The sequence below is a fragment of the Enterococcus sp. HMSC061C05 genome, assembly GCF_001814765.1.
Taxonomy (GTDB): domain Bacteria; phylum Bacillota; class Bacilli; order Lactobacillales; family Enterococcaceae; genus Enterococcus_B; species Enterococcus_B lactis.
In genome coordinates, this window is sequence record NZ_KV817733.1 from 25,029 (window position 1) to 50,934 (window position 25,906).

The window sequence follows — 25,906 nt, forward strand, 5'->3', positions numbered from 1 at the left end:
CCCTTTTTAGTAATGTTTCAAGTAGTCACGGTACTCCTTCACTGCAGCTTTCAACTCAACAAGCGAATCACTTGGGAATTTTGACAATAGCTCTGTCGCTACCACAGTGGCTACAACATTTTCCGCAACGACACTAGCTGCAGGAACTGCTGTACTATCCGAACGTTCTACACTTGCTTTGTAAGGTTCTTTTGTATCGATATCAACACTTTGAAGTGGCTTGTACAATGTAGGGATGGGTTTCATGACCCCGCGGATAATAAGTGGTTCGCCATTGGTCATTCCGCCTTCGAAGCCGCCTAGATTATTAGTATGTCGGAAGTAGCCTCGTTCTTCTTCCCATAAGATCTCATCCATCACTTCTGATCCTGGTAATGATCCAGCAGTGAATCCGACGCCAAATTCTACTCCTTTAAAGGCATTGATACTAACCACAGCTTGCGCGATTTTGGCATCTAGCTTCGTGTCCCATTGTACATAGCTTCCTAATCCAGCTGGAACGCCTCCAACGAGCACTTCTACAATTCCTCCGATCGTGTCTCCATTTTTCTTTGTCTGATCGATCAGTTCTTTTATTCTTTGCTCGACTGCTGAATCAACAACCCGTACTTCTGATGCTTCAGAAATTTCTTTGATTTCTTGAATGGAGATATTTCCAGGTATTTCTGCTTGGATTCCACCAAGACAAATCACGTGTCCGGCTACGATGATGTCAAGTTCTTCCAGAATTTTCTTGGCAATTGCGCCGATTGCTACACGCATGGTCGTCTCTCTTGCAGAGGACCGTTCAAGCACATTCCGAAGATCTCGATGATGGTATTTCATACCGCCTACCAAATCCGCGTGTCCTGGACGCGGACGTGCAACTCGCCGTAGTGATTGGTCTTTTTCAGGTACTTCTGCTACAGACATGACAGTTGTCCAATTTTTCCAATCTTTATTTTCTACTACTAAAGTGACAGGTGAACCAATTGTTTTGCCGTGACGGATGCCAGACGTGATACGAACACGGTCTTTTTCGATCTTCATCCTTCCTCCTCTGCCGTAACCAGTTTGTCTGCGAGCGAGTTCGTGATTGATTTCTTCTTCTGATAGAGGTAACCCTGCTGGTAGTCCTTCAATAATCGCTGTTAATTCTGGTCCATGGGATTCTCCCGCAGTCATATAACGCATCTTACAGTCCTCCTAAGTAATCTTTGAATGTCTCTGTGGGAACAGGTACGATTTTTGCTTGCCCAATCTTTTCTAGTAAGATGATATTCAATTGGCTTCCTCTTGCTTTCTTATCATGGGTTATCGCGTGGAATAATTCCTCTGAATGACTTAGATCGTAAGTAATCGGCAGGTGGAATTTTTGGAGTATCCTTTCTAATGCAGCTGTCGATCCAGTTGGAGACAAGCCGATTTTTTCTGCATGAGAAGTGATGGCTACCATTCCAATAGCTACTCCTTCTCCGTGACTGACTACCCCATATCCTGCTGTATTTTCAATTGCATGGCCAATTGTATGACCAAAATTTAAAATAAGTCGATTTCCTTGGTCAAAGACATCTTCTTCCACTACTTTTCGCTTGATTTTCAACGTAGCAGTGATGATTGGAACAGCATGCTCTAGAAGATCTTTTTCGTCTTTCAGCTCATTCAGCTGTTGCCAAAGCATTGCATCTGCTATAGCTGCTGATTTGATGATTTCAGCGATTCCTTCTCGTAAACGACGTACCGGCAAAGTCTTTAGAACCTCAGGATCAATCAATACGCCAGATGGCTGACTAAATGTTCCGACAAGGTTCTTCGCTTTGTTTGTATTAACTGCTGTCTTCCCGCCGATACTAGAATCTACTTGTGCAAGTAGCGTAGTGGGAAGTTGAACGAAATGGATCCCACGCATGAACGTCGAGGCCACGAATGCGGCTAAATCACCCACCATTCCTCCACCAAGTGCAAGTATTCCATCGCTGCGGGTAAAATCATTATCTGCCAAAAAATCGTATAACTCAGCTGCTTGTTCCAAAGATTTACTGGTCTCACCCGCCGGTACGATTGAAAGGACTGGTTCAAAATCAGCTTGTCTCAATTGGAACATGATTTTTTCCGCATACAGTGGAGCAACGTTGGTATCAGTGATCACAGCTACTTTTTGAGGCTTCCAAATCGTTTGAAGCCATGATCCAGCCTGTTCTAGTGCACCTTCTTCAATATGAATATCGTATTTCTGGTTATCAACATGTACAGTAAGCATTCGTTTCACTTCTTTCTTTTAAAAAGCTGATATTAATCGAGTGTTTGAATCTTTTCCATTGCTTCTTTCATGATCGTCACTTCTTTCATCATGCGTGAGTAAGTCTTTTCATTCAACGATTGGGGACCGTCTGACCAAGCATTTGCAGGATCAGGATGGATCTCTACGATCATGCCATCTGCTCCGCTTGCCACACCCGCACGGGCCATTGGTGGTACAAGATCCCAAATACCTGTACCATGACTTGGATCAACGATCACAGGGAAATGAGTTAATTTTTTCATCAATGGGACAGCACTTAAATCAAACGTATTACGTGTAGCTGTTTCGTAAGTCCGAATCCCACGTTCGATAAAAATGACAGGAGATTTGTCTTCGACTGCAATGTATTCTGCAGCATTAAGCCATTCATTGATCGTACCAGAAATCCCACGTTTCAATCCAACAGGTTTACCTGTTTTACCGACAGCAGATAGCAGTTTGAAATTTTGCATATTACGTGCGCCAATTTGTAAGATATCGCTGTACTCAGCCACCATGTCGATATGTCCTTCATCCATCACTTCAGTAATCACTTTCATTCCAAATTCATCAGCCGCTTGACGGATGTATTTCAATCCTTCTTCTTCTAAACCTTGGAAAGCATATGGAGAAGTACGTGGTTTGAAGGCACCACCTCGCAGAATTTTTGCGCCCCCGGCTTTGGCCATTCGCGCACATTCTCTGATTTGGTCTAATCCTTCGATAGAACAAGGACCAGCCATCGTCACGAAACTACCGTCACCGATTTTTACTCCGTCTACATCCACGACTGTATTGCCAGGATGGAATTCTCGAGAAGTCAATTTGTATGTGTTTAAAATACGCACAGCATTTTCTACTCCTTCGTAGCGTGTAAATGCTCCTTCTTGTAAACTTCGCGTATCACCTTTTAGTCCAATCACTACTCGTTCTGTTCCTTGATCGATTGAGACTTTGAATCCTTCTTTTTCGATATGATCGACGACTTTTTTTACTTGTTCTTCCGTTGCTTCTTTTTTCATAATTACTATCATTGTTTTTCCCGCTTTCTTTTGTTTACTTATCTATCTTGGCTGATTTTCTCTACTTTTTCAAGGTGGTTTTACATAAATCCCTACTAAACGACCGTGTCCTGTTGTTCTCATTTTCGCTCCTTCTTTCCTACTTATGACCCGATTAATCAACAAAAAAAGATGTCCCTGTAGGAAATTACCTCTACAGTGAACATCTTCAACGAGCCTTAAAAAGCGCTGCAAAAATATAAAATAGCCACTATAGATGAATTTCTCTACGTGGCTGTAAGTCGTGTTTAAAAATCTTTAGCCATCATAGATACAAACTTGGTTTGTTTGTACCCACGAAGTCATGAATACAAACCTATCTAAAATAGCTAAAGTAATACGTATTCAGTTTTGTAAGTTTTCTAGATTTCATAAAAAATCGCTCCAAACTGATGTAAGAATTGTACCTAGTATAGACATAAAAAAATCGACTGTCAATCATTTTTGTGAAACTTTTTTTAATTTTCTGATAGTTAACTTTGCTTTTCAGAAAAATAACAATTGGTTTTATTGAAGAAAACAGTCATGAACAAAAGACTCTGAGACTCTTTTACTCCCTTGTTCATGACATATAGAATAAAGCAGCTTTGTCTTGTACACTCCGTTTTTCAAATAATCATCTAAAGATCGCTACTGGATAATAAAGCTGATTTCATGGTCCTCTTCGCCGCTGATGCGGTAAGGTGACTCAACATCCGCTCCCCAGCTATTGATACCCCCGACTCCTCTTACTTTTGCAAAAATCGTAAGAACCGTTCGTCTTTCTGGCGGTAGTTCTTCTATATGTGTCGCCTGTTCCAGTTCTTCTGCTTTGAATGGTAAAGCGGAAAAAGCAAATGGCGTATCCTGCTGTTCAAACCGTAACGAAAAGTCTTCTTGATCGTTGTCCGTATTATCCAATGTTTGATTTCTTGTTAGTTCTAGCCATTTCGTTTCCATATGCATACCGCATTCTTGGGGAACAAGGTATGGAGGGATAGGGAGTCCTTCCACTTTATAAATACCTTCGATACCACCAGCCAGCCGATCCGGATATGTTTCCCCTGATAAACCTTCATACTCAAAGAATTTTGCTTTTGTTGGCATAATGAACCTTATACCCAATGCTGGTAATTCCGGCAACCCTTTTTGTCCAACATAATGCATCTTAACAAGCATTTTACCCTCTCCAGCGATTTGGTAGGAAATTGTCACTTGTGTTTTTGGTACTGTGTTGATTTCCAGTGTAAAAATGATTTCAACCGTTCTAGCGTATTCATTACTTGAATATTGATTATTTACTGGAGCAATCGGCAAATCGATCTTTTTATCGTCCACCAGTACTTCTATTTCTTTGACTTTTGGATACAATCCGGCTCCTAACCACATACCAGATTTAAATCCAAATCCACTACCTCTGTCATTATCGGTCGTTGCCCGCCAAAAAACTGGAAGTGTTTCTCGGTATAGCCATTCTTTTCCGTTTTTATTCAGCGACTCCAGTCCGCCTCTTGTGTAAGAAAAAATATAATGCGTATTCCCCGATTTGACACCTAATGTACAGTCGCCGAAGACGATTGCAACTTTTTCCGTCTCCATATGACTTTTATTTACTGTATTTTTCATAATAATATCTTACCTCCTGCATGGCTGGTTTTTCTTGTCCATCTGCAAAAACGATCCCATTCCCTGAGAATTCATAGTCACTTGGTTTATCGTCAAAGTCACCGCCATAGCGCATCACTTCTCTACCAGTGATTGGATCAGTCACTTGGATCGCCTGATCTTTAAAATCCCATATATAGCCTCCTTGGTACATTTCATAACGATCAAGCAACATCATGTAAGAATCCATTCCACCTAACGAATTCCCCATGTCATGCATGTATTCACATAAGATGAACGGTTTTTCCGCTTTATTTTCAAGGTAGTCAACGATCTCTTCTGGTGGCGCATACATGCAGCTTTTTACATCTGAAATCGAATCTTCGAATGCTGGATTTGGAAAATTCCCTTCATAATGGACGAGTCGATCGGGGTCTACTTTTTTGAAGTAATCGTTCATTTGTCGAATGTTTTCTTCCGCATAGGATTCATTTCCAAGAGACCAAAAAAGAATGCTTGGATGGTTTTTTAATGTTTCGAAATTCGTTTTTGCCCGATCAAGAACAGCAGCCTGCCACTGAGGTACTGCACCTGGCACGTTGTAAGAAGGCTCAAATGCACCCATTTTTTGCCATGAGCCATGGGATTCGAGGTTCGTTTCCGCCATCACATGGATGCCTGCTTGGTCGCATAAATAATACCAAGTGATCTGGTTGGGGTAATGAGATGTCCGTACGCCGTTGATCTTTGCATTTTTTATGATAGCCAAATCTTTTTCCATATCTTCTATAGTGATGGCGCGTCCTTTTTTCGGATGCCATTCATGTCGATTTACTCCGTTGATAATCATTCGTTTTCCATTGAAATAGATGATTTTATCTTTGATTTCGATTTTACGAAAACCGAAGGAATAGTCAATATATTCCGTTACTCTTTTTTCTTCGTCTATCGTCTCCAATTCAAGCTTATATAAATTGGGCTGAAAATGCCCCCACAGTGCCACGTTTTCAAATCCATCGATCCGAATCGTCATTTGCTCTTTTAACGGATATTGCTGTTGATAGATTTCCTTCCCCTCAGGATCTAGTATCGCTACATTCAGCTGACTGTTTTTGGCTACTTGTTCAAAAGACAAATCTACTTCAAGTTTGCCATTTTGACATTTGTCATCTAAGCGAGGTTTGATCCAAAGATCTTCTAAATGGTTTTGTCCTCGAGCAACTAAGTAGACATCTCTGAAGATTCCAAAAAATCGGAAAAAGTCCTGATCTTCCAAGAATGCAGCTGTACTTCTTTTGTAAACCTCCACAGCTAGAATATTTTCTTCTTCCAAATAAGGTGTTAAATCAAATTCAGACGGAGTGAACGAATCTTCGGCATACCCGATAAAATGGCCATTCAACCAAAGGAACATTGCTTGTTCTACACCAGCAAAATGAATCGAGATTTGTTTTCCCTTTAGACCTTCTTCTAATCGAAAAGTCGTCAAATACGAACCGACCGGATTGTCTTTAGCAGTTGAAAAGATCCCTTTCGCTTCTTTCTCAGGGCTTGTCGTGAAAGGGGGACGGCGAAATACATGTCCCTCCCACGGATACATCGTATTGATGTAATGGATCTTGTCATAATTTGCTAATTCAATATGACTAGGAACAGTGATTTCATCAAAAGAACAGGCATCAAAATCATTTTTATAAAATGTTTTTGGACGTACCGAAGGATTTGGCGAATAACAAAAACGCCATGTTCCATTTAAAGACTGTTTAAGGGATGATGTGGTTTCTACCTCTTCCCTTGTTGCATAGCAAACATGATCACTATGCGCATTTGATTGGTTCACTCTAAAAACTTGTGGATCATCTAACCATTTTATATTTGCTTTCATACTTTTTTCCTTCTCTCTCATAACTTTTTGAAATGAAGCAGCTCTGTTTGGAAATCACCTTGAAAATCAGGGAAGTAAAGTCCGACTGCCATCAATTCGGCCCCCGAAAATATCCGCTTCGAGGTCTGTTCCTGATAAAGTGCCTCATCATCTAACCCCATCAGATATACTTCATGGAACGCTGGTTGAGCTGAAGCTAGTATCCTCCCTAAAAACACAATAGCTTCATCTTGTTTAGGAGACACAAACATCCATGCGGCAATATTTTCTTCAAAAGGACTCGCCAAACGATAATAATGGCCGTACTGGATCACCGGACGAATCGTTTGATAGGATATAATTTGGTCTTTGACTTGCTTTTTTTCTTCAGGAGACAGCTTTGTCAAATCCAGTTCATAACCAAAAACAGCGCTCATAGCTGTTTCTCCTCTTGTTTTCAACGAAGTAGATCTGCCAGTCTGATGGTTTGGTACAGCTGATACATGAGCCGTGATGGACGAAATCGGATAAGCAAGACTTGTTCCATATTGGATTTTCATACGCTCCACTGCATCCGTGTTATCACTTGTCCAGGACTGCGGCATATAATAAATAAAACCAGCATCAAACCGCCCACCTCCACCAGAACAGCCTTCCCATAAGATTTCCGGATAATCAGCTGTCAAATGTTCGAGTAGTTCATAAAGCCCGAGCATATAACGATGCGCTACTTCTCCTTGTCTCTGTGGGTCAAGGGTAATCGAATAGACATCTGAAAGCGAACGGTTCATATCCCATTTGATGTAGTCAAGAGGAATCGTGTCTAAAATCTTTCTCATTTGTTTCTCAATCGTCTGGCGAACATCTAACCTTGTAAAATCCAGTACATGTTGTGATCTGGAAGCAGAAGGCATTCTACCTGGCTCCTGCATAAGAAAATCAGGATGTGTTCGATACAGTTCAGAATCAATGGAGATCATTTCTGGTTCAAACCATAAACCAAATTTCAATCCTTTGCTATGAGCATAATCTGCTATTTCACGTAATCCATTTGTCAACTTGCCTTCATACTCGATCCAGTCTCCTAATGAAGAATTGTCCGCATCTCTTTTTCCAAACCAGCCATCATCTAATACGAACATTTCGATGCCTAGCTCCTTTGCTTCATCAATGATCGCCTTGATTTTTTCACTATTGAAGTCAAAGTAAGTGGCTTCCCAGTTATTGACAAGAATCGGCCGTTCAGCAAATTGATGACGACCTCTTGCGATTCTTTCACGTAGCAACTCATGGTGGATCTGACTCATTTTGTTCAATCCCTGACTTGAGTAAGAAAGAATCATTTCAGGTGTTTGAAAAGACTGATTTGCATTCAATTCCCACGAAAAACGATGGCTGTTGATCCCACCGACAACTCTCAATTGATTAATCTGATCTTTTTCAAGTTCGAAAGAATGGTTGCCGGAATAAACAAATTGAAGTCCAATCGCTTCTCCAGTATTTTCTGTCGTATGATGATGAACTAAAGCAATAAAGTTATTCATATGGTGACTGCTCGTTCCTCGACGGCTTTCAAATACTTTTGTTCCAGATAAAAGAGATTGCCGTGAGATCTGTCTTTCATTGACCTGTGCTCCTGGCAAAGCAATGACTTCATCAAATCGCCTAGTATGGGCAAAATCTAGCTGGAAACTAGCTGCTTTTTCTAGTTTGATTGTTTCTCTGGTTTCATTTCTTATCTTTACAGATCGTGTGATCACTGCTCTATCACTAAATATGGTATAGAACAAATCGAAATAAATCGCTGTTTCTCTATCCTTAAGTGAAATCACCAACGTTTGTGCCTCTGACTTGTCTAGCACATAAGTTTGAGGCAAGCCTTCGATGTCTGGCTTCCCATCTGTAATATAATGACTGTCATATCTCAGATCCAGTAAGTCTGACCCATTCTTGCGCTGAATGATCGATGCGGGCGTTCGAAAGTCCATGCTGCCATGAGAAGAGTATTCTTGTGGTAGTGTATCTTTCGACAGAGACCGGTCAGGATTTAAGGGAATATTTCCTGAAAATCCACGATCTCTTCGGGGATAATTTTTATTGTCTTTGTACTGCTTGACTGGTTTGCCAAAATAAATATGCGCCAATACATTGCTCTCTTCTATCTTTATCAGATAAGAAAGAAATGTATTTCGTAAATGGAAGACTCGGCTCTTTTCATCAAATAAGATGAAATTTTTTTCTGTTTTTCTATGCGTAATATCCATCATTTCACTCCCACCAAAACGGAAACCGTTTACTTTTTTTATAATTCCTGTATACTGTTTACTAAACAATTTTGTCAATAGAATTTTTTTGTTTTTTTGAGGAGTGTGTAAAAATGGTTGGAATTAGAGATGTCGCACGAAAGGCAAATGTCTCTCCTGCTACAGTTTCCCGCGTGTTGAATAACGATCAGACGATCCATGTGGCTCAGGCTACTCGGCAACGAATAGTAGAGGCAGCAGCTGCGTTGGATTATGATATCAGTACTCGAAAATATATCAAAAAGAGAATGCCTTCGATTGGTGTGATCTCTACGATCGGCAAGGCGAGCGAAGAACAGGATATCTATTACAAACATTTGCGAGTAGGGATGGAAGAAGAAGCTCGACGTCTGCATTTAGGGATGAATCGAATCTATAATCTATCTGATAATCCTAAACAATGGGAAGATCTAGATCAGTTAGGTGCGGTGATCGTTGTTGGGACCGTTACGAAAGAATCGATTACCGCCTTGTTAAAACAAAACATGCAAATAGTCGTCGTGGATAACCCTGACATCCAGCAAGAGGTCGATATGGTCTATGCAGATCTTGAACGGATGACTAAAACCGTACTGGAATTGTTCTTAGAAAATGGCCATAAAAGAATAGCCTATATCGGGGGATATAAAGTCGATATGGATGAATTTGGTGGGAAACAGATTTCTACAAATGAAAAAAGGATGCGTGCCTATCAACATTTTATGGCAGATCATCACTTGGAAAAGTATATTTCTTATCGTCTAGGTGGCTGGACAGAAAAACAAGGTGAGGTACTTGCGACTGATCTATTAGAAAATGAATCTCCTCTTCCTACTGCCATTCTTGTCGGGAGCGATCCAATGGCAATCGGTGTCTATCGCGCATTGAAACAAAAAAATATCCAAATTGGAGAAGAGATTGTTGTAGCAAGCTTTGATAATATCGAGACAATCGCAAACCTCTCCCCTGGCTTGACCAGTGTTCAAATCAATGCGAAATCAATTGGGCAAGCAGCTGTTCGAATGGCATTGGAGCGAATTGACGGAATACGGGACGAACCAATCATTTTGACTTATCCTGCACGATTGATTGTTCGGGAAAGTTTTATCCCAAGAACAAAAAGGTATTAAAAGAGGTTGTGAAAAGCCGCTTCGTTTCTTCATACTCAAAACTAAACGGCTTTTTCACAACCTCTTACTTATACTTATTCACAAAATCCAATGTCTGCTGGTAACAATTTTGCGATTCTTTTAGCGTGTAATCAAATTGGTATTCATGGGTAATCTCTTTTTTTGTATCTGTATAAAACAAGGATTGCACGGGTACCTTTAATTCTGTCAACCGATTTTCTAATGCTTGACCTTGCTCTTGGAATGAGTATGCATTTCCGTCAGTTATATACGTTGGCGGAAATTCCTTAGAAACATGGTCAGCCACACTAGCTTCTTTCAGTTGCTCGCTCGTTTTCCAATCTTTTGTTCCAATCAACGACCATGCAACGGTTTTGACGAAGAACTTCATAAATCGATCATCCGAATGTTGCTGTGCTGTTAGTTTCAAATCAACGGGTCCGCAATAAGAAATGGTTCCTTTCAAACTATCTTTTGGAAGTACCTGTTTGATTTTCATTTGTTTGGCATACGCTTCATTTGTTTGTAGAGCTGCATATTGCAAAGCGATTTGTGCACCTGCACTATCTCCGCCAAAAAATAGTTGTTCCATGTCTAGCAGTTTGTCGTCGCCTTCAGCTAATAAATCTTTGACCAGCTCATTCACTTGAAGAACTTGATTAGGGTATTCTGAATCAGGCGCTAATTCATAATTCATCGCCACCACTGCGATGTTGGCGTCTGATACTAATTTTGTCGCAAATTCCTTGACACCTGATTTATCTCCGCCGACGAACCCTCCACCATGTACCCAAAACAGAACAGGAACAGGTCCCTTGCTGTTTTTTGGATAGTAGATATCATACGTATTCTCTTTATAGTTGGACTCGTACGTCAAATCTGTTTTTTTCGCCACGTTTTTTTCTGCTTGATTGAACGTTTTCTGATCGGTGATTTGAACAGTATTTGAAAACATATGGTTGATCAAGAATGCTCCGGGTCTGGGGGAAAGCTGGAAGGCAAGAAAGAGTGCAAACGCGATCCCAAGAATGATTCCGAAGAACCATCCGATAAATTTAAGAATTTTCTTTTTCATAAGTCTCCCTCAGTAATTAATATTAAGCATTCTGATTATACCATAGTGTTCTTTCCTAGCAAGCTCTCCTGCATGATTTAATTGTTCCCCCAAACTTCTTCTGCAATGCTTTTGACAAAAGCAATCTTTTCCCATTGTTCTTCTTCAGACAAAATATTTCCTTCTTCTGTTGAAGCAAATCCGCATTGAGGACTTAAGCACAAACGATCCAAAGGCAGATATCGTGTCGCTTCGTAGATCCGGTCAATCACTTGCTGGCGCTCTTCCAGTTCACCACTTTTCGTTGTGATCAAGCCTAATACGACTAATTTATCTTCGGAAACTTTCGCTAAAGGTGCAAAACTCCCAGCACGTTCACTATCGTATTCTAAATAATAGGCACGGACATTTTCTTGAGTAAATAATGGATCTGCTACGTCGTCATAGCCCCCCGATGCTGCCCAAGTAGAATGATAATTCCCGCGACAGACATGTGTATTGAGTGTTAAATCATCCGGCTGGTCAGCTAAGACTGCATTGTTGATCGTTAAATAAAGATTTGCTAGTTCCCGACGAACTTCTTTTTCATCTTTTCCCTCATCCATCGCAAACCCTTTAGGAAGTGGTGCAACTAATACTCCCCATGTACAATCATCTAGCTGGATCGTCCGCGCACCTGCTTCATATAAGTCGTCGATCACTTGACGATAAGCTGCGATGATATCTTTGATCAATGTTTGATTGTCTTCATAGACTTTTCGAACATGGGGTAATATATCCGGACGAAGTAGTTCCACTAAAATTTGAGCTGGAGCAGGAATTGTCTGTTTCACTTCGATGCCTTGACTTGTATGAGCCTGAGTGAATTTAAAATGTTCGACGAAAGGGTGGTTCGTACCAGAAATTTTTCCCGTCACAATCACTGTACCAGGACGTGTCTCTTCTCCATGAAAGAAATAGCCATGTTCAGGCACATAAAATTCCACGCCATTCAACCCATAAAAGAAGTCCAAGTGCCACCAGCTGCGACGGAACTCTCCATCAGTAACAGCTTTCAAACCAGCTCCTTCTTGTTTTTTTATCAATTCGATGATTGTTTCATCTTCTACTTTTCGAAGTTCTTCTTGTGTGATTTCCCCATCGGTAAAACGAGTCCTTGCCTCTTTCAGCTTTTCAGGACGTAAAAAGCTCCCGACGATGTCATAGCGAAATGGTGATGTTGTTCGAATTGTCATAAAAAATCTCCTCCAATAATCATGTTTTAACAAAGCGTATGAAGCTTTTCAAAAAAAGAAAAAAGTACCCGCCTCTTTTGCCGTTGAACGACAAAAGGGACGAATACTTCGTGTTACCACCCTTATTTGCATTATTTTCACAAATAATGCCTCATCGGTACAGATTGTATACCCGGCGAGTTATCGGTCGCTTTACCGTTTAGATTGCGTGAACAATCCAAAAAACTCAGAGCTCATCTTCACTGACCAAACAATCCTTGCTCTCACCTACCAAGGTCTCTGTACTTATTTCCGATCAGCTACTCTTCTCTTCAACGCTTCATTATTTGCTAATTAATATCCCACTTTCGTTTCATTTTGTCAATCTTTTTTTAATAAAAAAATCGAGCAGTTTCTCTCTTATTTCATTTTCATCCATTCAATCCACTTATCCTAAATATTTCTTTCCTATTTTTTCATTTCCATCCATGCATGATAATATTCAATTCTGATATTGTTTTCGTCCGTATTTGTCAATAGATATTGTCCGATCACTTCTCCTGTTTCCCACCCGTTTTCATGCATTGTTTCTCTGACTTCTAAGATATTATTACGTTCCGCATGGTTCATCTCAGATTTCAATAAAAACCGGCGATAAACAGTCGTATCTTTTTTCTTCCAAATCACATCTTGGGAAAATAAATGTATCTCACTAGGGTCGATAAAAAAGCCGTACATCGTTTGCGAACTGGAAGCTGGCATACTCATCATTCCAAAACTCGAATAGTTCGGTAGAAATTGTTTTATTTCCACAATATCCTCAAATTCCGTTGAGATCATACAGTCAAAAGGGATCTCTTCTATAGGAAATTCTTCCTCGTCTGTATCGATCATCAATTTCAACTGTTTTTTTCGCGCCCTTATCTCTTTCTGTTTTTGTTTCATTATCAATAGTTCTTTATGGATTCTTTTTTCTGTTTCATCAAGTGTCTCATATAACTCCGTCAGCGTTTTACCATATAAATTCTTCATCTGCTTGATCGGTATATCTAATTTTCTATAAAAAACAATATCATAAAGCATAAAAATATCGTCGATATCAAACAAGCGGTAATCATTCTCTTCCTGTCTGCTTGACCGGATCAGGCCCTGTTCATCCCAATAGCGAATCGTTGATTTTGGCAAATCGAACAGTTCCGATACTTGGCCGATCGTGTACATTTTTTTCATTTTTTCTCACCTCTTTTCCAGTTTATTCTTTTTTCTATTGACCTTCAAGCTACTTGAAGGTATAGAATCGAAAAGTATCAGGAAAAAGGAGGAATAATATGACTATCTTAAAAAAATTCTTACAGCAAAACAAAGGACTCGCTCTCCTTACCTTTGTGATGATCTGTTTACAAATCGCCGGTACATTAGGTGTACCAAAATTAGTAGCCAAACTGATCGACACAGGTATAGCAAGTGGCGAAGCCTCTGTTATCAAGAAAATCGGCGTTGAAATGCTACTTGTAGCATTTCTAGGAACAATCGCTGCAGTTGCCTCTAGTTACTTTTCAGCGTTGGCATCCGCTCGGTTTGGATTCCAGACACGGGAGAAATATTTCCGTAAATTCCAACAACTGTCAATGAAGGATATCAGCCGTTTCAGTTCTGGATCTCTTTTGACAAGAATGACGAATGATGTCGATAATGTCCAGCAAATGATTGTTTTATTTTGCCAAATGATTTTACCAGCACCAGTTATTTGCTTTTTCACCATCCTCATGATGTTTCGTTATTCTCTATTGCTTACATGGGTTACATTACTCTCTGTTGTTTTTTACGTATGGATCGTTTACCGACTGATGAAACGAGGAACGCCTTTATCTTTGAGTATCCAACCAAAAATGGATCGGATCACCATCACATTGAGAGAATTCTTTACGGGGATCAATATGATCCGTGCCTTTGATAATCAATCATATGAAGAAAAGCGAACGAATCAGACCTTTGCAGATTATGCTAGTCAAATGATCAAAGTGAACCGAATCTTTGCTTGGGTCACTCCAATTGCTTTTTTACTCATGGGAATCGTTTATGCTTCTATTTTGTGGTTTGGCGGAAATCTTGTGGCAGACGGGACGTTACAGATCGGGGTCGTGACCGCGGTAGTGGAATACTCTATGCTGACACTTGCTTATTTGATGATTGCAGCCATGGTACTGGTCATTATCCCTAAATCATTCGCCTCTTTACGACGAATAGAAGAAATACTCGAAGCAGAGATCGAAATTAAAGAAGAGACGATCCAAACAGTTGCTAAACCATCGTTTGCTCAGACAAATGCAGCAGCTTTTGAACATGTCACATTCAAATATACTGAAACTTCTGATCCAGTTCTAGAAGATATTGATTTTACAATACCTAAAGGAAAAACAACGGCGATCGTTGGCGGGACCGGATCTGGAAAAAGTAGTTTAGCAAAACTTCTCTTGAGACTAAGTGATCCTACTGTAGGAAAAGTGACCCTTGGTGGTATTCCTCTTACTCAAATGACGCAGGAACAGATCCGCTCACACATCAGTTATGTCCCTCAAAAAGCCTTCTTATTCAGCGGTACGATCTTAAGCAACTTGCAGATGGGAAATGAACATGCCTTACCAGAAGAATTGACTAAAGCGATCAAGATCGCCCAATTAGAAGAACTAGTGGACACTCTTCCGGATGGATTAGATAGCTTTGTTGCTCAAGGTGGTTCTAATTATTCTGGCGGACAGAAACAGCGGATATGCATTGCTCGAGCATTGATCAAACCAGCAGAAATCTATGTATTCGATGATAGTTTTTCCGCTTTAGATTATAAAACAGACGCAGCATTAAGGGCAGCACTCCATAAACACATGTCGGAGAAAACTCTCGTGATTGTTGCTCAACGTCTCAGTACGATCCAACAAGCAGATAACATCATTGTTTTAGATGAAGGAAAAATCGTAGGACAAGGTACTCATGAAGAACTATTGTCTAATTGTCAAACATATCAAGAATTTGCCAAATCACAAGGAATATAGAAAGAAGGGATTCGATGGAAAAGAAAAAAACGTTGAACACACGCGCTTTGATACGTTTTTGGAAAATGATCAAGCCTGAACATAAATATTTTTACGGATTGTTTCTCTGTAGTTTATTGGGCAACCTATTAGTTGTAGCCATGCCCTTGATCATGGGAATCGGGATTGATGATTTGTTGTCGCAAATTAGAAAAACAGGTATTGGACAGCTTTCTTTCAGTGATATCAAACAAGCATTGCTGTTCCCTGTCTTATTGCTGATCGGCTGCTCAGTCCTAAGCAGTATTGCTTCATTTATCCAAGAACGTACAATGGCAGCATTAAGCGAAAAGATCACATTGAGGGTGCGAAAAGAAATCACAAAAAAATTCAAAACATTACCGATGTCGTTTTTTGATAATCATCAAGTCGGCGACATCATCAGTCGAACGACTACCGGACTCAATCAGCTTTCTCAAGTGTTATTGACAGGTATCAATCAATTTTTCACTTCTGTCGTAACAATAGCTGCTGCTGGTCTAATGCTGTTTTATATCGAAAGCAAGCTTACTTTGCTCGTCTTATTGCTGATCGTCGGAAGTTCAATTGTTACAACTAAAATTGCGAATAAAAACAAACAGATTTCTGAACAAAACCAATATGAACTAGGTGTCTTGAATAATCGGATGGAAGAAATCTTAGCTGGTAATCTAGTAGTCAAAACATTCAATCAGCAAGCTCATGCAGAAGCTTCTATACATGAAGTAAACAAAAAACAATACAATGCTTTTAAACGTGCTCAATTTATGAACTTTGCCATCTATCCGGCAATCCGTTTCATCAATCAACTTGCCTTCATCATAAGTGCGGTATTCGGTGCTATACTCGTTCTTTCTGGCGGTGTGACGATTGGCTTCTTACAAGCTTACCTTCAGTACATCAATCAGATCTCTGAACCAATTTCCACTGCTTCTTATGTGATCAACTCGATCCAATCCGCAATGGCTGCAATCGAAAGGATCTTTGAGATATTAGATGAAACAGATGAAATTCCGGACCTACCAGAAGCAAAACTTTTGGAAGAGCCGGAAGGAAAAATAGTTTTCAAAAATGTACAATTTGGTTACACATCGGATAAAATATTGATGAATCAAGTTGATTTTTCAGTAAAACCAAAACAAACTGTGGCGATCGTTGGACCAACTGGTGCAGGAAAAACGACTTTAGTCAATCTGCTGATGCGTTTTTATGAACTGAATAAAGGAAAGATCGAATTTGACGGCCGCGATATTACTAAGCTTTCGCGTGGAGAACTACGCCGTTCTTTTGGGATGGTCTTACAAAATACCTGGCTGTTTGAAGGAACAGTGGCCGATAATATTGCCTATGGGAAAATGGATGCCACGAGAGAACAAATTATCGAAGCGGCTGAAATCGCGCAATGTGATCACTTTATTCGAACACTGCCAGAGGGATATGATACAATCATCTCTAGCGAAAATGGTACGTTATCTCAAGGGCAGCAACAATTATTAACAATTGCACGGGTCATTCTGGCAAATCCCCCTGTCGTTATTTTAGATGAAGCAACTTCTAGTGTAGATACACGAACAGAAGCATTGATCCAGCAAGCAATGGAGGCTGTGACAAAAGACAGGACAAGTTTTGTCATCGCGCACCGTTTGTCAACGATTGAAAATGCAGATATGATCCTTGTAATGAAAAACGGCGATATCGTCGAAAAAGGAACGCATTCTGAATTACTCCAAGCACCAACGCTTTATGCTAGCCTTTATAATAGTCAATTTCAGGTAGCATAGCCAAAAGAGCGTGGGACAAAAGTAAAGAACACTTTTGTCTCACGCTCTAAACACGTATAAACGGCGGAAGCAGAAGCAACTCCTTCGGAAATAAGCTGAAATTCACAAAAATTTGAAAAGCAATTTTCCTGAATTCCTTCTTATTTCTTGGAGTTAAACGCTTCTGTCCCAGCCTCTTTGTCTCATTACTGGTTGAACACAAAAAATGTTAAAATATCTGAATGCAATCAGCTAAATATTTTGGAATGGCCTCGTATGTAGCTTTCCAGTCAGCAGGAGCAATTCTGATGGCTTTCATGAGTTTTTCTAAGCTTTTCTAAATGCAGCTAAATTTCTTGTTTCTTTTGTCATCATGACTTTTTTAACCTCTCATTTTCAACGACTTTTTCACGAACAGCCGATTGAATTACCAAAAAATGCGGAGTATAGCGGCATTTTATTCACTCTTTCTTTATCTTTTTTAGGTTATATCATTTTCAAGAATTTAAAACAAAGTGTATGAGGATTTAAATAGCGAAAGGATGAGGAACGATCATCAAAATCATCGTTCCCCATCCTTTTTTAACCATATTACTTATTAAAGATCTTAGGGCCTTTTCTCATGTTTTTACGATCATTTTTAGGTGTTTCCATTTGTTTGGATCGGCCTCCACCTTGTTTCTTTTTGATCAATTCTTTCATTTTTTCTTTTTGGTCCATTTTTATTCTCCTTTAACGAATGAAGCGACTAATTCGATATGATGGGTTTGCGGGAAAAGATCTACAGGCTGAACTTTCTTCACGGCATAACCTGCTTCTGCAAATAACTTAGCATCTCTTGCAAAAGTTGCCGGATTACAGGAGATATAGACGATTCGTTCTGGTGACATTTCGATTGCTGATTCAATAAAATGATGATCTAATCCTTTTCGTGGAGGGTCAACTACGATCACAGATGGTTTGATCCCTTTTTCTTGCCATTTTTTCATGACTTTCTCTGCTTTTCCGACTTCATAATGAACATTTTCGATTTTATTATTTAAAGCATTGAACTGTGCATCTTCAATTGCTTCTGGAATAACTTCCATCCCATACACCTTATCCACTCTGTCTGCTAAAGACAAGCCAATCGTACCTATTCCTGAATAAGCGTCGATCACAATGTCTTTTTTATCTAACTCAGCAAACTCGATGGCTGTTTGGTACAGATACTCTGCTTGTTGAGTATTTACTTGATAAAATGACTTTGCTGAGATTCGATAGGTTTTTCCTAATAGCTGATCTTCGATATAGTCTCTGCCATATAAAACTTTTTCTTTGTCTCCTAAAATCACATTTGTTTTTTCTTCATTGATATTTTGGATGACCGAAACCACTTCTGGCAATTCTTCATGAATGGCTTCAGCAATTTCCTTGGATTTAAAGAATTTTTCTTTACGAGTAACTAAAACGACCATCATTTCATGGGAATAATGACCACGACGGATAATGATGTGACGAAGCTGTCCTTCATTTTTTTCTTCATTATATCCTCGTACTTGGAACCGTTGCAAGATATCTCTGACTACTTTGATTGCTTGATCGATGACAGGATCTTGGATATAAAAATCTTCGATAGGGACTAGATCATGGCTATTCTTTTTGTAAAAACCGGTGGCTAACTGTCCATCGATACGGCGAACAGGGATCTGTGCTTTATTACGGTAGCCGAATGGTTCTGCCATTCCGACCGTTGGAAGTACAGGAACTTCTGGCATCTTAGCAATCTTCGCCATTACATGCTCTACTTGTTTTTGTTTGAAAACAAGCTGTTGTTCATACTTCAAATGGGCTAAAGGTGCGATACCTGTGCGAAGTAGTGCATTGTTTTCTACAGGCTGGCGATCAGGAGATTGTGTAATAAATGTTTCGACTTTCCCATATCCAAACTTATTGCCCGCTTTCACTACTAGTATTTCTACTTCTTCTCCAGGAAGTGCATTTTCGATAAACAATGGATAACCATCGATTTTTGCTACCCCCATTCCTTCATAACTCAAGTCGACGATTTTGACTGTATATCGTTCGTTTTTCTTTACTATTTGCTGTTCTGTCATATTTTGCTCCTTTAAGCCTATTTTTCAATCCTACTGAACTCTACTATAAATCAGCTAATTACACAACTAAAACCGGCACTGACCTTACTACGTTCAGCACCGGCTTTTGATTAATTCTTTTGATTAGGTGTTTCGTCTGCTATTTTTCCGTCACCGTCGATATCTTCATCCGTTAAACGTTCGACTTCTTTTACGAATTCTTTGCTGACAACCTCTAATTCTTCTTCATCTGTGCCTGTGATTGCTTCATCAGGAATCTGATCGGTATTGGCAAAGAACTCAATATGCTGATGAAGATTTTGGAAATGCATCGGTGCTTCCCCGCCATATTCACCATCTAAGTTGATCATTACTGGTCGATTGATATCATCTTCTGTTTCGACGAACAAACTGCTTGTTTTGGTATAGATTACTCTTGGATCATCGACATGTCGACCGCCATTCAGCATGAGTGCCGCAATATGCAAGATCTCAAAGATATTTGCTGTCTTCACAATGATCAAAGAAAACTTGCCATCATCCAATTTGGCATCTGGCGCGATCTGTTCGAATCCTCCAACAGAATTCGTCAGCCCTAGAAAAAACATCGAAGCATTTCCGATATATTCCCCTTCATCATACTTCAAGCGCATTTTGATTGGCTTTACTCGAGGCAGCATCTCTGCTCCTTTCGCAAGGTAGGCAAGATAACCAAAAATACTCTTTAGTTCTGATGGAACTTCATAAGTCAATTCTGTCAAATAGCCGCCTGCAGCGATATTGATGAAGTAACTGCTATCAGAAAGACCAATGTCCATTTTTACGGTTTGGTGTTTTTTTATTACTTCTGCTGCTGCTTTAATATTATCTCTAGGAATTTTTAATGCTCGAGCATAGTCGTTCGTCGTACCGGCTGGGATAATGGCCATTTTAGGACGGTGTTCAAGCGGAGCGATCCCATTGACCACTTCGTTGATCGTTCCGTCGCCCCCAGCTGCCACTACTAGATCAAAACCTAGTTCTGCAACTCTGCGTGCTTCATTCTTGGCTGAATCAGGTTCTGGTGTAGTGGCATAGGCGCTGGCTTCAAATCCTGCTTCTTCTAATGCCTGCAGGATATCCGCCAAATTTTTTTTCAATAATTCTTTTCCCGAAGTAGGGTTATAAATTACGCGTGCTTTTTTCATTTTCAGCCTCTAGCGTTTCGCTAATTCATCTTTAAGCAGCTTGTTCACGACACCAGGATTTGCTTGCCCTTTAGTTGCTTTCATGATTTGACCGACTAGGAAGCCAACCGCACGATCTTTACCATTTTTGAAATCATCGACAGATTGTTGATTGTTATCCAAGATTTCATTAATGATTGGAAGAAGTTTGCTAGGATCAGATAATTGTACCCAACCATTTTTCTCAACAACTTCTTGCGCTTCTCCGCCATTTGTGATCAATTCACGGAAGACTTTTTTGGCGATTTTTGAGCTGATCGTTCCATCGGCGATCAAACGAATCATTCCTGCTAAGTTCTCAGGTGTCAATTTTGTCTCAGCTAATTCCAGTTTCTCACTGTTCAAGTAAGCAGAAACTTCACCCATCAACCAGTTAGATGCTTGCTTGGCATCTGCACCATTTTCCAAAACAGCTTCAAAGAAATCAGACATTTCTTTTGTAAGTGTCAATACCATTGCGTCATATTCCGGAAGACCAAATTCACGGATATAGCGTTCGCGACGAGAAGCTGGCATCTCAGGTAAACTAGCTTTTACTTTTTGAATCCATTCGTCATCGATCACGAATTTCGGAATATCAGGCTCTGGGAAATAACGATAATCACTAGAACCCTCTTTCACACGCATCAAAACTGTTTTATTCGTTGTTTCGTCAAAACGGCGTGTTTCTTGTTGGATTTCTCCTCCTGAAAGAAGAACTTTTGCTTGACGTTTTTCTTCAAAAGCTAAACCTTTTTTCACGAAAGATAAAGAGTTCAAGTTTTTCAATTCTGCTTTCGTACCGAATTCTTCTTGTCCATAAGGGCGTAGAGAAATATTCGCATCACAACGCATAGAGCCTTCTTCCATTTTCACATCGCTGACTTCTGTAAATTGGATGATTGAACGTAATGCTTCTAGATAAGCGTATGCTTCTTCTGGTGAACGCATATCAGCTTCAGAAACGATTTCGATCAAAGGCGTGCCTTGTCGGTTCAAATCAACGTAAGAATAGCCGCCGATACCATGCATGTTTTTCCCAGCATCTTCTTCTAAATGGACCCGTTCGATCCGAATTTTTTTCTTCTTGCCTTCTACTTCGATTTCGATCCATCCGTCATGACCGATTGGTTGATCAAATTGGGAAATTTGATATGCTTTCGGATTATCTGGGTAAAAGTAATTTTTCCGGTCAAAATGAGTATCTTTAGAGATTTCACAGTTTAATGCCAAAGCTGCTTTCATCCCGAATTCCAGCGCAGCTTTGTTCATTACTGGCAGCACGCCTGGATAACCCCAGTCGATCACGTTTGTATTGCTGTTTGGTTCTGCACCAAAATGAGCTGGCGCTGGAGAGAAAATTTTTGAGTTGGTTTTCAATTCGACGTGGACTTCTAGTCCAATGACTGTTTCAAAATTCATTCGTCTTTCCCTCCTAAAATAGCTGGTTGTTGTGTGTGGAATTCTGTTGCTTGTTCAAACGCATATGCCGCTTGATACATCGTTTTTTCATCAAAATAATTACCGATGATCTGCAATCCAACTGGTAATCCTTCTGACAATCCTGCCGGTACAGACATACCTGGAAGTCCAGCCAAGTTGACAGGGATCGTTAAGATGTCATTCATGTACATCGTGATTGGATCGTTGATGTTCTCACCGATTCCGAACGCCACTGTTGGTGAAGATGGTCCGATGATCAAGTCATAATCTGCAAAGACTTTTTCAAAATCTCGTTTGATCAATGTACGGACTTGTCCTGCTTTTTTGAAGTAAGCGTCATAATAACCCGCACTTAATGAGAATGTACCTAACATGATACGGCGTTTTACTTCTTCACCGAATCCTTCTGAACGTGAGTTGACATATACATCATCCAATGATTTCACGTTTTCAGAGCGATAACCATAGCGAATACCATCGAAACGTTGCAAGTTGGAACTTGCTTCTGATGAGGCAATGATATAATAAACAGCCACACCGTATTTTGAATGAGGTAAGCTGACTTCTTCCACAACAGCACCTAATGAACGGAATGTTTCTGCTGCTTTCAATACAGCTTCTTTTACGCCAGGGGCCACACCTTCGCCTAAGTATTCTTTAGGTAAAGCAATCTTCATTCCTTTGATGTCGCCGGTCAGTCCCTCTGCAAAATCAGGAACTGAAACGCCTGAAGAAGTACCGTCTTTTTCGTCATAACCACTGATAGCTGTCAATGCTAATGCGTTATCTTTCACCGTACGGGTCATTGGTCCGATTTGGTCAAGAGATGAAGCAAAGGCAATCAAACCAAAACGTGAGACACGGCCATAAGTAGGTTTCATTCCTACAATGCCGTTGAAAGCTGCTGGTTGGCGGATACTTCCCCCCGTATCACTACCTAAAGAAACTGGGATTTGTCCAGCTGCTACTGCTGCTGCAGAACCACCGGAAGAGCCACCAGGTACTTTTGTTTGGTCCCAAGCATTTTTTGTTTTCTTGAAATAAGAAGTTTCTGTACTTCCGCCCATAGCAAATTCATCCATGTTTAGTTTACCAACAGGGATCATATCTGCTTGATAGATTTTATCCATGACCGTTGCATCATAAATTGGTTCAAAATTGTAAAGAATCTTAGATGCAGCGGTTGTCAAGATATCTTTTGTAACGATATTATCCTTGATCCCAATTGGAATTCCAGCAAGGATGTTGCTTTCATCAATACCTTTTTCATCTAAAGCTTTTGCCTGTTCCAATGCTTTTTCTTCATTCAATGTGATAAATGCTTCGATCTCAGGCTCTGTTTCTTTGATTCGTTCAAATGTTGCTTTTGTCAAATCTTGTACAGTGATTTCTTTTGATACAAGCATATGATGCAGTTCTTCTAGAGAACGATTGTGTAATTTTGTCATTATGCGCCAGCCTCCCCATTATCGATGATTGCGGGTACTTTGATAAAGCCGTCTTCTGTTTCCGGCACATTTTTCAATAATTCATCACGGTTCCATCCAGCTTGCGCCCGATCTTGTCGCATCACGTTTACTGTTTCGACAACATTCGACGTAAATGGAACACCTTCCGTATCTACTTCTTCCAGCATTTCCACCATATCGATGATTTTACCTAATTGGTCGGTAAAACTTGCAAGTTCTTCATCTGCGAACGCAAGTTTTGCTAATTTGGCAACGTGTTTCACTTGTTCTTCACTAATCGCCATACTACCCCTTCTTTCTAAACGAGTTAAAAACTTTGCTCTCTATTTTAACATAAGAGTGCTCTGTCTGAAATTATTTATTGAAATTTGTCTGAAAAAACTCAATATTTATTCTTTTGCTGAGTGGCTTTTAGCCAATGCTTCTGCCATTTGATCTTCTGTCCAAACTTCGATTCCTAATTCATGTGCTTTGGTTAGCTTGCTGCCAGCATCTTCTCCTGCTACCACGATATCTGTTTTTTTCGATACGCTACCAGTCACTTTCCCGCCAAGATTTTCGATCGTCTCTTTTGCTTCTTCACGAGTCAATCGTGTTAGTTTACCAGTAAGGACTACTGTTTTTTCTTTAAAAGGCGACTCGACTTCTTGCAATTGGGTACTTCGAAGCCCTTTGTATTCGAAATTGACGCCTGCTTGTTTTAATTCATTCATCAATTCATGGACTTCTTCGTTACTAAAATAAGTGACTACACTGTCGGCAATGATATCACCGATTGTATCAAGCGCAATGATCGACTCATAGTCGCTTCTACTCAATGTCTCTAGATCACCAAAATGTTCTGCTAAAATTTTTGCTGCTTTCGCTCCGACATGTCGGATTCCTAAACCGAAAATCAACCGCTCGACCGAATTATCTTTGCTGTTGTCAATTGCTGTCAAAATATTATTTGCTGATTTTTCTTTTATTTTATCCAACGTCAATAACTCTTCTTCTGTCAATTTATAAAGATCAGCAACATCTGCGACTAGTTTTTTGTCATACATCTGTTCAAGCACACGTGGGCCCAACCCGTCGATATTCATCGCATTTCTTGAGACAAAGTGGTTCAAGCCTTCTTTCATTTGAGCAGGGCATTTAGGATTGATGCACCGTAGCGCTACTTCTTCATCCAAATGGACAAGTTCACTTCCACAAACTGGACAATGTGTAGGTAATTGGTATTCTTCGCTGTCTTTAGGTCGTTTATCCAACACGACTTGCGAAACTTCTGGAATGATATCTCCCGCTTTATAAACCAGAACTGTATCTTTCAAGCGGATATCCTTCAACTTGATATAATCCCCATTATGCAGACTGGCACGGCTTACTGTCGTTCCTGCTACTCGGACCGGCGTCATGATAGCCGTTGGCGTCACTACCCCCGTTCGTCCGACTGTCCATTCGATGTTTTCGATCAGTGTTTCAACTTCTTCTGGGGGAAACTTATAAGCTGTTGCCCATCGTGGTGCTTTGACAGTAAAGCCAAGTTGATCTTGCAGCGAGAACTCATTCACTTTGATGACGATCCCATCAATCTCATAGGGCAAATCTACACGTTTATCATGATATTCCTCAATGTATGCCCATACTTCGTCAATCGAATGACATAGACGTTTTTCCCGATTCGTGTGGAATCCTATTTTTTCTAGCTCTTCTAGTGCATCATACTGTGTTTTTGCTTCCATAGGACCGAAATCAGCTACTGTGTATAAGAAAGTATCCAGGTTTCTTTTCGCTGTGATTTTAGAATCTAACTGACGCAAGGAACCGGCTGCGGCATTCCGAGGATTCGCAAAGATATCTTTTCCCTCTGCTTCTCTGTCTTGATTCAATTGAACAAATGAACGTTTTGGCATGAAACATTCGCCTCTTACTTCGATGTTCATCGGTTCTTTTAATTTGATTGGGACTGATCGGACAGTCTTTAGGTTTTCAGTGATGTTTTCTCCTACAGTCCCATCCCCACGAGTCGCTCCTCTAACGAAATTCCCATCTTCATAACGCAAAGAGACGGAAAGACCATCTATTTTTAGTTCGCAGCAATAATCGACTACACGTCCCACTGCTTTTTGTACACGTTGATCAAAAGCTATCAGCTCTTCTTTGCTGAAAACGTCGTTCAAACTGTAAAGCGGAATATCATGAGTGACTTTTTCAAACCCTTCTAATACTTTTCCGCCTACTCGTTGAGTGGGAGAATCCGACGTGATCAAATCAGGATATTGTTCTTCGATTGCTACTAATTCTGCGTATTCTTTATCATAAACATAGTCTTCCACTGTTGGTTTATCTTCTACGTAGTATTCGCGAGACCATTGGTTCAATCTTGTACGAAGTTCTTCTGCTCGTTTAGCAGCTTCGTCAATCGTCATTTCATGTTCCATCATTTACCCTC

At 40.1% G+C, this 25,906-nt stretch carries 19 protein-coding genes and 1 other annotated feature; of the genes, 3 read left to right on the plus strand and 16 right to left on the minus strand.

What is annotated here, in order from left to right; all coding sequences use genetic code 11:
• Window positions 1-6 precede the first annotated feature (6 nt).
• The 6 genes from aroC to HMPREF2988_RS04125 form a co-directional block, all read right to left on the minus strand.
• Window positions 7-1,173, minus strand: a complete 1,167-nt coding sequence (gene aroC, locus HMPREF2988_RS04100) for a chorismate synthase (RefSeq protein ID WP_070770030.1) — start codon at window positions 1,171-1,173, stop codon at window positions 7-9.
• 1 nt (window position 1,174) lies between these two features.
• Window positions 1,175-2,239 carry a 3-dehydroquinate synthase gene (gene aroB, locus HMPREF2988_RS04105; RefSeq protein WP_070770031.1) on the minus strand — a complete coding sequence of 355 codons (1,065 nt, stop codon included), beginning with the start codon at window positions 2,237-2,239 and terminating at the stop codon, window positions 1,175-1,177.
• 32 nt (window positions 2,240-2,271) lie between these two features.
• Window positions 2,272-3,294 carry a 3-deoxy-7-phosphoheptulonate synthase gene (gene aroF / locus HMPREF2988_RS04110; protein ID WP_002313693.1) on the minus strand — a complete coding sequence of 341 codons (1,023 nt, stop codon included), beginning with the start codon at window positions 3,292-3,294 and terminating at the stop codon, window positions 2,272-2,274.
• Between the two features lie 657 nt (window positions 3,295-3,951).
• Complete coding sequence (locus HMPREF2988_RS04115) at window positions 3,952-4,926, minus strand: beta-galactosidase small subunit (RefSeq protein ID WP_070770032.1); 975 nt, start codon at window positions 4,924-4,926, stop codon at window positions 3,952-3,954.
• Window positions 4,907-6,790: a glycoside hydrolase family 2 TIM barrel-domain containing protein gene (locus HMPREF2988_RS04120; protein ID WP_070770033.1), complete on the minus strand. Its 1,884-nt coding sequence runs from the start codon at window positions 6,788-6,790 to the stop codon at window positions 4,907-4,909. The genes HMPREF2988_RS04115 and HMPREF2988_RS04120 overlap by 20 nt, the downstream gene beginning before the upstream one ends.
• A gap of 17 nt (window positions 6,791-6,807) precedes the next feature.
• Window positions 6,808-9,033, minus strand: a complete 2,226-nt coding sequence (locus HMPREF2988_RS04125) for an alpha-galactosidase (protein WP_070770034.1) — start codon at window positions 9,031-9,033, stop codon at window positions 6,808-6,810.
• 113 nt (window positions 9,034-9,146) lie between these two features.
• Between HMPREF2988_RS04125 and HMPREF2988_RS04130 the strand changes: the two genes are divergently transcribed.
• Entirely contained in the window at window positions 9,147-10,181 is a 1,035-nt protein-coding gene (locus HMPREF2988_RS04130) for a LacI family DNA-binding transcriptional regulator (protein ID WP_002319100.1), read from the plus strand.
• A gap of 64 nt (window positions 10,182-10,245) precedes the next feature.
• On the opposite strand, the gene HMPREF2988_RS04135 is transcribed toward HMPREF2988_RS04130, so the two are convergent.
• From HMPREF2988_RS04135 to HMPREF2988_RS04145, 3 genes are all read right to left on the minus strand, one after another.
• On the minus strand, window positions 10,246-11,256 hold the full coding sequence (locus tag HMPREF2988_RS04135; protein ID WP_024636158.1) for an alpha/beta hydrolase: 1,011 nt from the start codon (window positions 11,254-11,256) through the stop codon (window positions 10,246-10,248).
• Window positions 11,257-11,333: 77 nt separating this feature from the next.
• Window positions 11,334-12,470 (minus strand): 5-methyltetrahydropteroyltriglutamate--homocysteine S-methyltransferase, encoded by a 1,137-nt coding sequence (locus tag HMPREF2988_RS04140; protein WP_002292037.1) that lies wholly within the window; start codon window positions 12,468-12,470, stop codon window positions 11,334-11,336.
• Window positions 12,471-12,562: 92 nt separating this feature from the next.
• Window positions 12,563-12,794: a binding site (T-box leader), on the minus strand.
• Window positions 12,795-12,917: 123 nt separating this feature from the next.
• On the minus strand, window positions 12,918-13,679 hold the full coding sequence (locus tag HMPREF2988_RS04145) for a MerR family transcriptional regulator (RefSeq protein WP_070770035.1): 762 nt from the start codon (window positions 13,677-13,679) through the stop codon (window positions 12,918-12,920).
• A 98-nt stretch (window positions 13,680-13,777) separates the two neighbouring features.
• On the opposite strand from HMPREF2988_RS04145, the gene HMPREF2988_RS04150 reads away from it, so the two are divergent.
• On the plus strand, window positions 13,778-15,499 hold the full coding sequence (locus HMPREF2988_RS04150; protein WP_070770036.1) for an ABC transporter ATP-binding protein: 1,722 nt from the start codon (window positions 13,778-13,780) through the stop codon (window positions 15,497-15,499).
• Window positions 15,500-15,513: 14 nt separating this feature from the next.
• Window positions 15,514-17,298, plus strand: coding sequence for an ABC transporter ATP-binding protein (locus HMPREF2988_RS04155; protein ID WP_070770037.1), 1,785 nt, complete (start codon window positions 15,514-15,516; stop codon window positions 17,296-17,298).
• 570 nt (window positions 17,299-17,868) lie between these two features.
• On the opposite strand, the gene HMPREF2988_RS04160 is transcribed toward HMPREF2988_RS04155, so the two are convergent.
• The 7 genes from HMPREF2988_RS04160 to ligA form a co-directional block, all read right to left on the minus strand.
• The gene (locus HMPREF2988_RS04160; RefSeq protein WP_002295229.1) at window positions 17,869-17,997 is read right to left on the minus strand and encodes a 30S ribosomal protein S9; all 129 of its coding nucleotides are present in this window, start codon (window positions 17,995-17,997) and stop codon (window positions 17,869-17,871) included.
• A gap of 2 nt (window positions 17,998-17,999) precedes the next feature.
• Window positions 18,000-19,373 carry a 23S rRNA (uracil(1939)-C(5))-methyltransferase RlmD gene (rlmD, locus tag HMPREF2988_RS04165; protein WP_070770038.1) on the minus strand — a complete coding sequence of 458 codons (1,374 nt, stop codon included), beginning with the start codon at window positions 19,371-19,373 and terminating at the stop codon, window positions 18,000-18,002.
• A gap of 110 nt (window positions 19,374-19,483) precedes the next feature.
• Window positions 19,484-20,539 carry a diacylglycerol kinase gene (locus tag HMPREF2988_RS04170; RefSeq protein WP_002292050.1) on the minus strand — a complete coding sequence of 352 codons (1,056 nt, stop codon included), beginning with the start codon at window positions 20,537-20,539 and terminating at the stop codon, window positions 19,484-19,486.
• Window positions 20,540-20,548: 9 nt separating this feature from the next.
• Complete coding sequence (gene gatB / locus HMPREF2988_RS04175; RefSeq protein WP_002297526.1) at window positions 20,549-21,979, minus strand: Asp-tRNA(Asn)/Glu-tRNA(Gln) amidotransferase subunit GatB; 1,431 nt, start codon at window positions 21,977-21,979, stop codon at window positions 20,549-20,551.
• Window positions 21,976-23,448 carry an Asp-tRNA(Asn)/Glu-tRNA(Gln) amidotransferase subunit GatA gene (gatA, locus tag HMPREF2988_RS04180; protein ID WP_070770039.1) on the minus strand — a complete coding sequence of 491 codons (1,473 nt, stop codon included), beginning with the start codon at window positions 23,446-23,448 and terminating at the stop codon, window positions 21,976-21,978. The genes gatB and gatA overlap by 4 nt, the downstream gene beginning before the upstream one ends.
• Window positions 23,448-23,753, minus strand: a complete 306-nt coding sequence (gene gatC / locus HMPREF2988_RS04185; RefSeq protein ID WP_002288477.1) for an Asp-tRNA(Asn)/Glu-tRNA(Gln) amidotransferase subunit GatC — start codon at window positions 23,751-23,753, stop codon at window positions 23,448-23,450. Before gatC ends, gatA begins: the two co-directional genes overlap by 1 nt.
• A gap of 105 nt (window positions 23,754-23,858) precedes the next feature.
• On the minus strand, window positions 23,859-25,895 hold the full coding sequence (gene ligA, locus HMPREF2988_RS04190) for an NAD-dependent DNA ligase LigA (RefSeq protein WP_070770040.1): 2,037 nt from the start codon (window positions 25,893-25,895) through the stop codon (window positions 23,859-23,861).
• Window positions 25,896-25,906 lie beyond the last annotated feature (11 nt).

Coding starts and splice junctions, on each gene's coding strand:
- aroC (WP_070770030.1), bottom strand. CDS start 1,173: ATGCGTTATATGACTGCGGGAGAATCCCATGGACCAGAATTAACAGCG.
- aroB (WP_070770031.1), bottom strand. CDS start 2,239: ATGCTTACTGTACATGTTGATAACCAGAAATACGATATTCATATTGAA.
- aroF (WP_002313693.1), bottom strand. CDS start 3,294: ATGATAGTAATTATGAAAAAAGAAGCAACGGAAGAACAAGTAAAAAAA.
- HMPREF2988_RS04115 (WP_070770032.1), bottom strand. CDS start 4,926: ATGAAAAATACAGTAAATAAAAGTCATATGGAGACGGAAAAAGTTGCA.
- HMPREF2988_RS04120 (WP_070770033.1), bottom strand. CDS start 6,790: ATGAAAGCAAATATAAAATGGTTAGATGATCCACAAGTTTTTAGAGTG.
- HMPREF2988_RS04125 (WP_070770034.1), bottom strand. CDS start 9,033: ATGGATATTACGCATAGAAAAACAGAAAAAAATTTCATCTTATTTGAT.
- HMPREF2988_RS04130 (WP_002319100.1), top strand. CDS start 9,147: ATGGTTGGAATTAGAGATGTCGCACGAAAGGCAAATGTCTCTCCTGCT.
- HMPREF2988_RS04135 (WP_024636158.1), bottom strand. CDS start 11,256: ATGAAAAAGAAAATTCTTAAATTTATCGGATGGTTCTTCGGAATCATT.
- HMPREF2988_RS04140 (WP_002292037.1), bottom strand. CDS start 12,470: ATGACAATTCGAACAACATCACCATTTCGCTATGACATCGTCGGGAGC.
- HMPREF2988_RS04145 (WP_070770035.1), bottom strand. CDS start 13,679: ATGAAAAAAATGTACACGATCGGCCAAGTATCGGAACTGTTCGATTTG.
- HMPREF2988_RS04150 (WP_070770036.1), top strand. CDS start 13,778: ATGACTATCTTAAAAAAATTCTTACAGCAAAACAAAGGACTCGCTCTC.
- HMPREF2988_RS04155 (WP_070770037.1), top strand. CDS start 15,514: ATGGAAAAGAAAAAAACGTTGAACACACGCGCTTTGATACGTTTTTGG.
- HMPREF2988_RS04160 (WP_002295229.1), bottom strand. CDS start 17,997: ATGGACCAAAAAGAAAAAATGAAAGAATTGATCAAAAAGAAACAAGGT.
- rlmD (WP_070770038.1), bottom strand. CDS start 19,373: ATGACAGAACAGCAAATAGTAAAGAAAAACGAACGATATACAGTCAAA.
- HMPREF2988_RS04170 (WP_002292050.1), bottom strand. CDS start 20,539: ATGAAAAAAGCACGCGTAATTTATAACCCTACTTCGGGAAAAGAATTA.
- gatB (WP_002297526.1), bottom strand. CDS start 21,979: ATGAATTTTGAAACAGTCATTGGACTAGAAGTCCACGTCGAATTGAAA.
- gatA (WP_070770039.1), bottom strand. CDS start 23,448: ATGACAAAATTACACAATCGTTCTCTAGAAGAACTGCATCATATGCTT.
- gatC (WP_002288477.1), bottom strand. CDS start 23,753: ATGGCGATTAGTGAAGAACAAGTGAAACACGTTGCCAAATTAGCAAAA.
- ligA (WP_070770040.1), bottom strand. CDS start 25,895: ATGGAACATGAAATGACGATTGACGAAGCTGCTAAACGAGCAGAAGAA.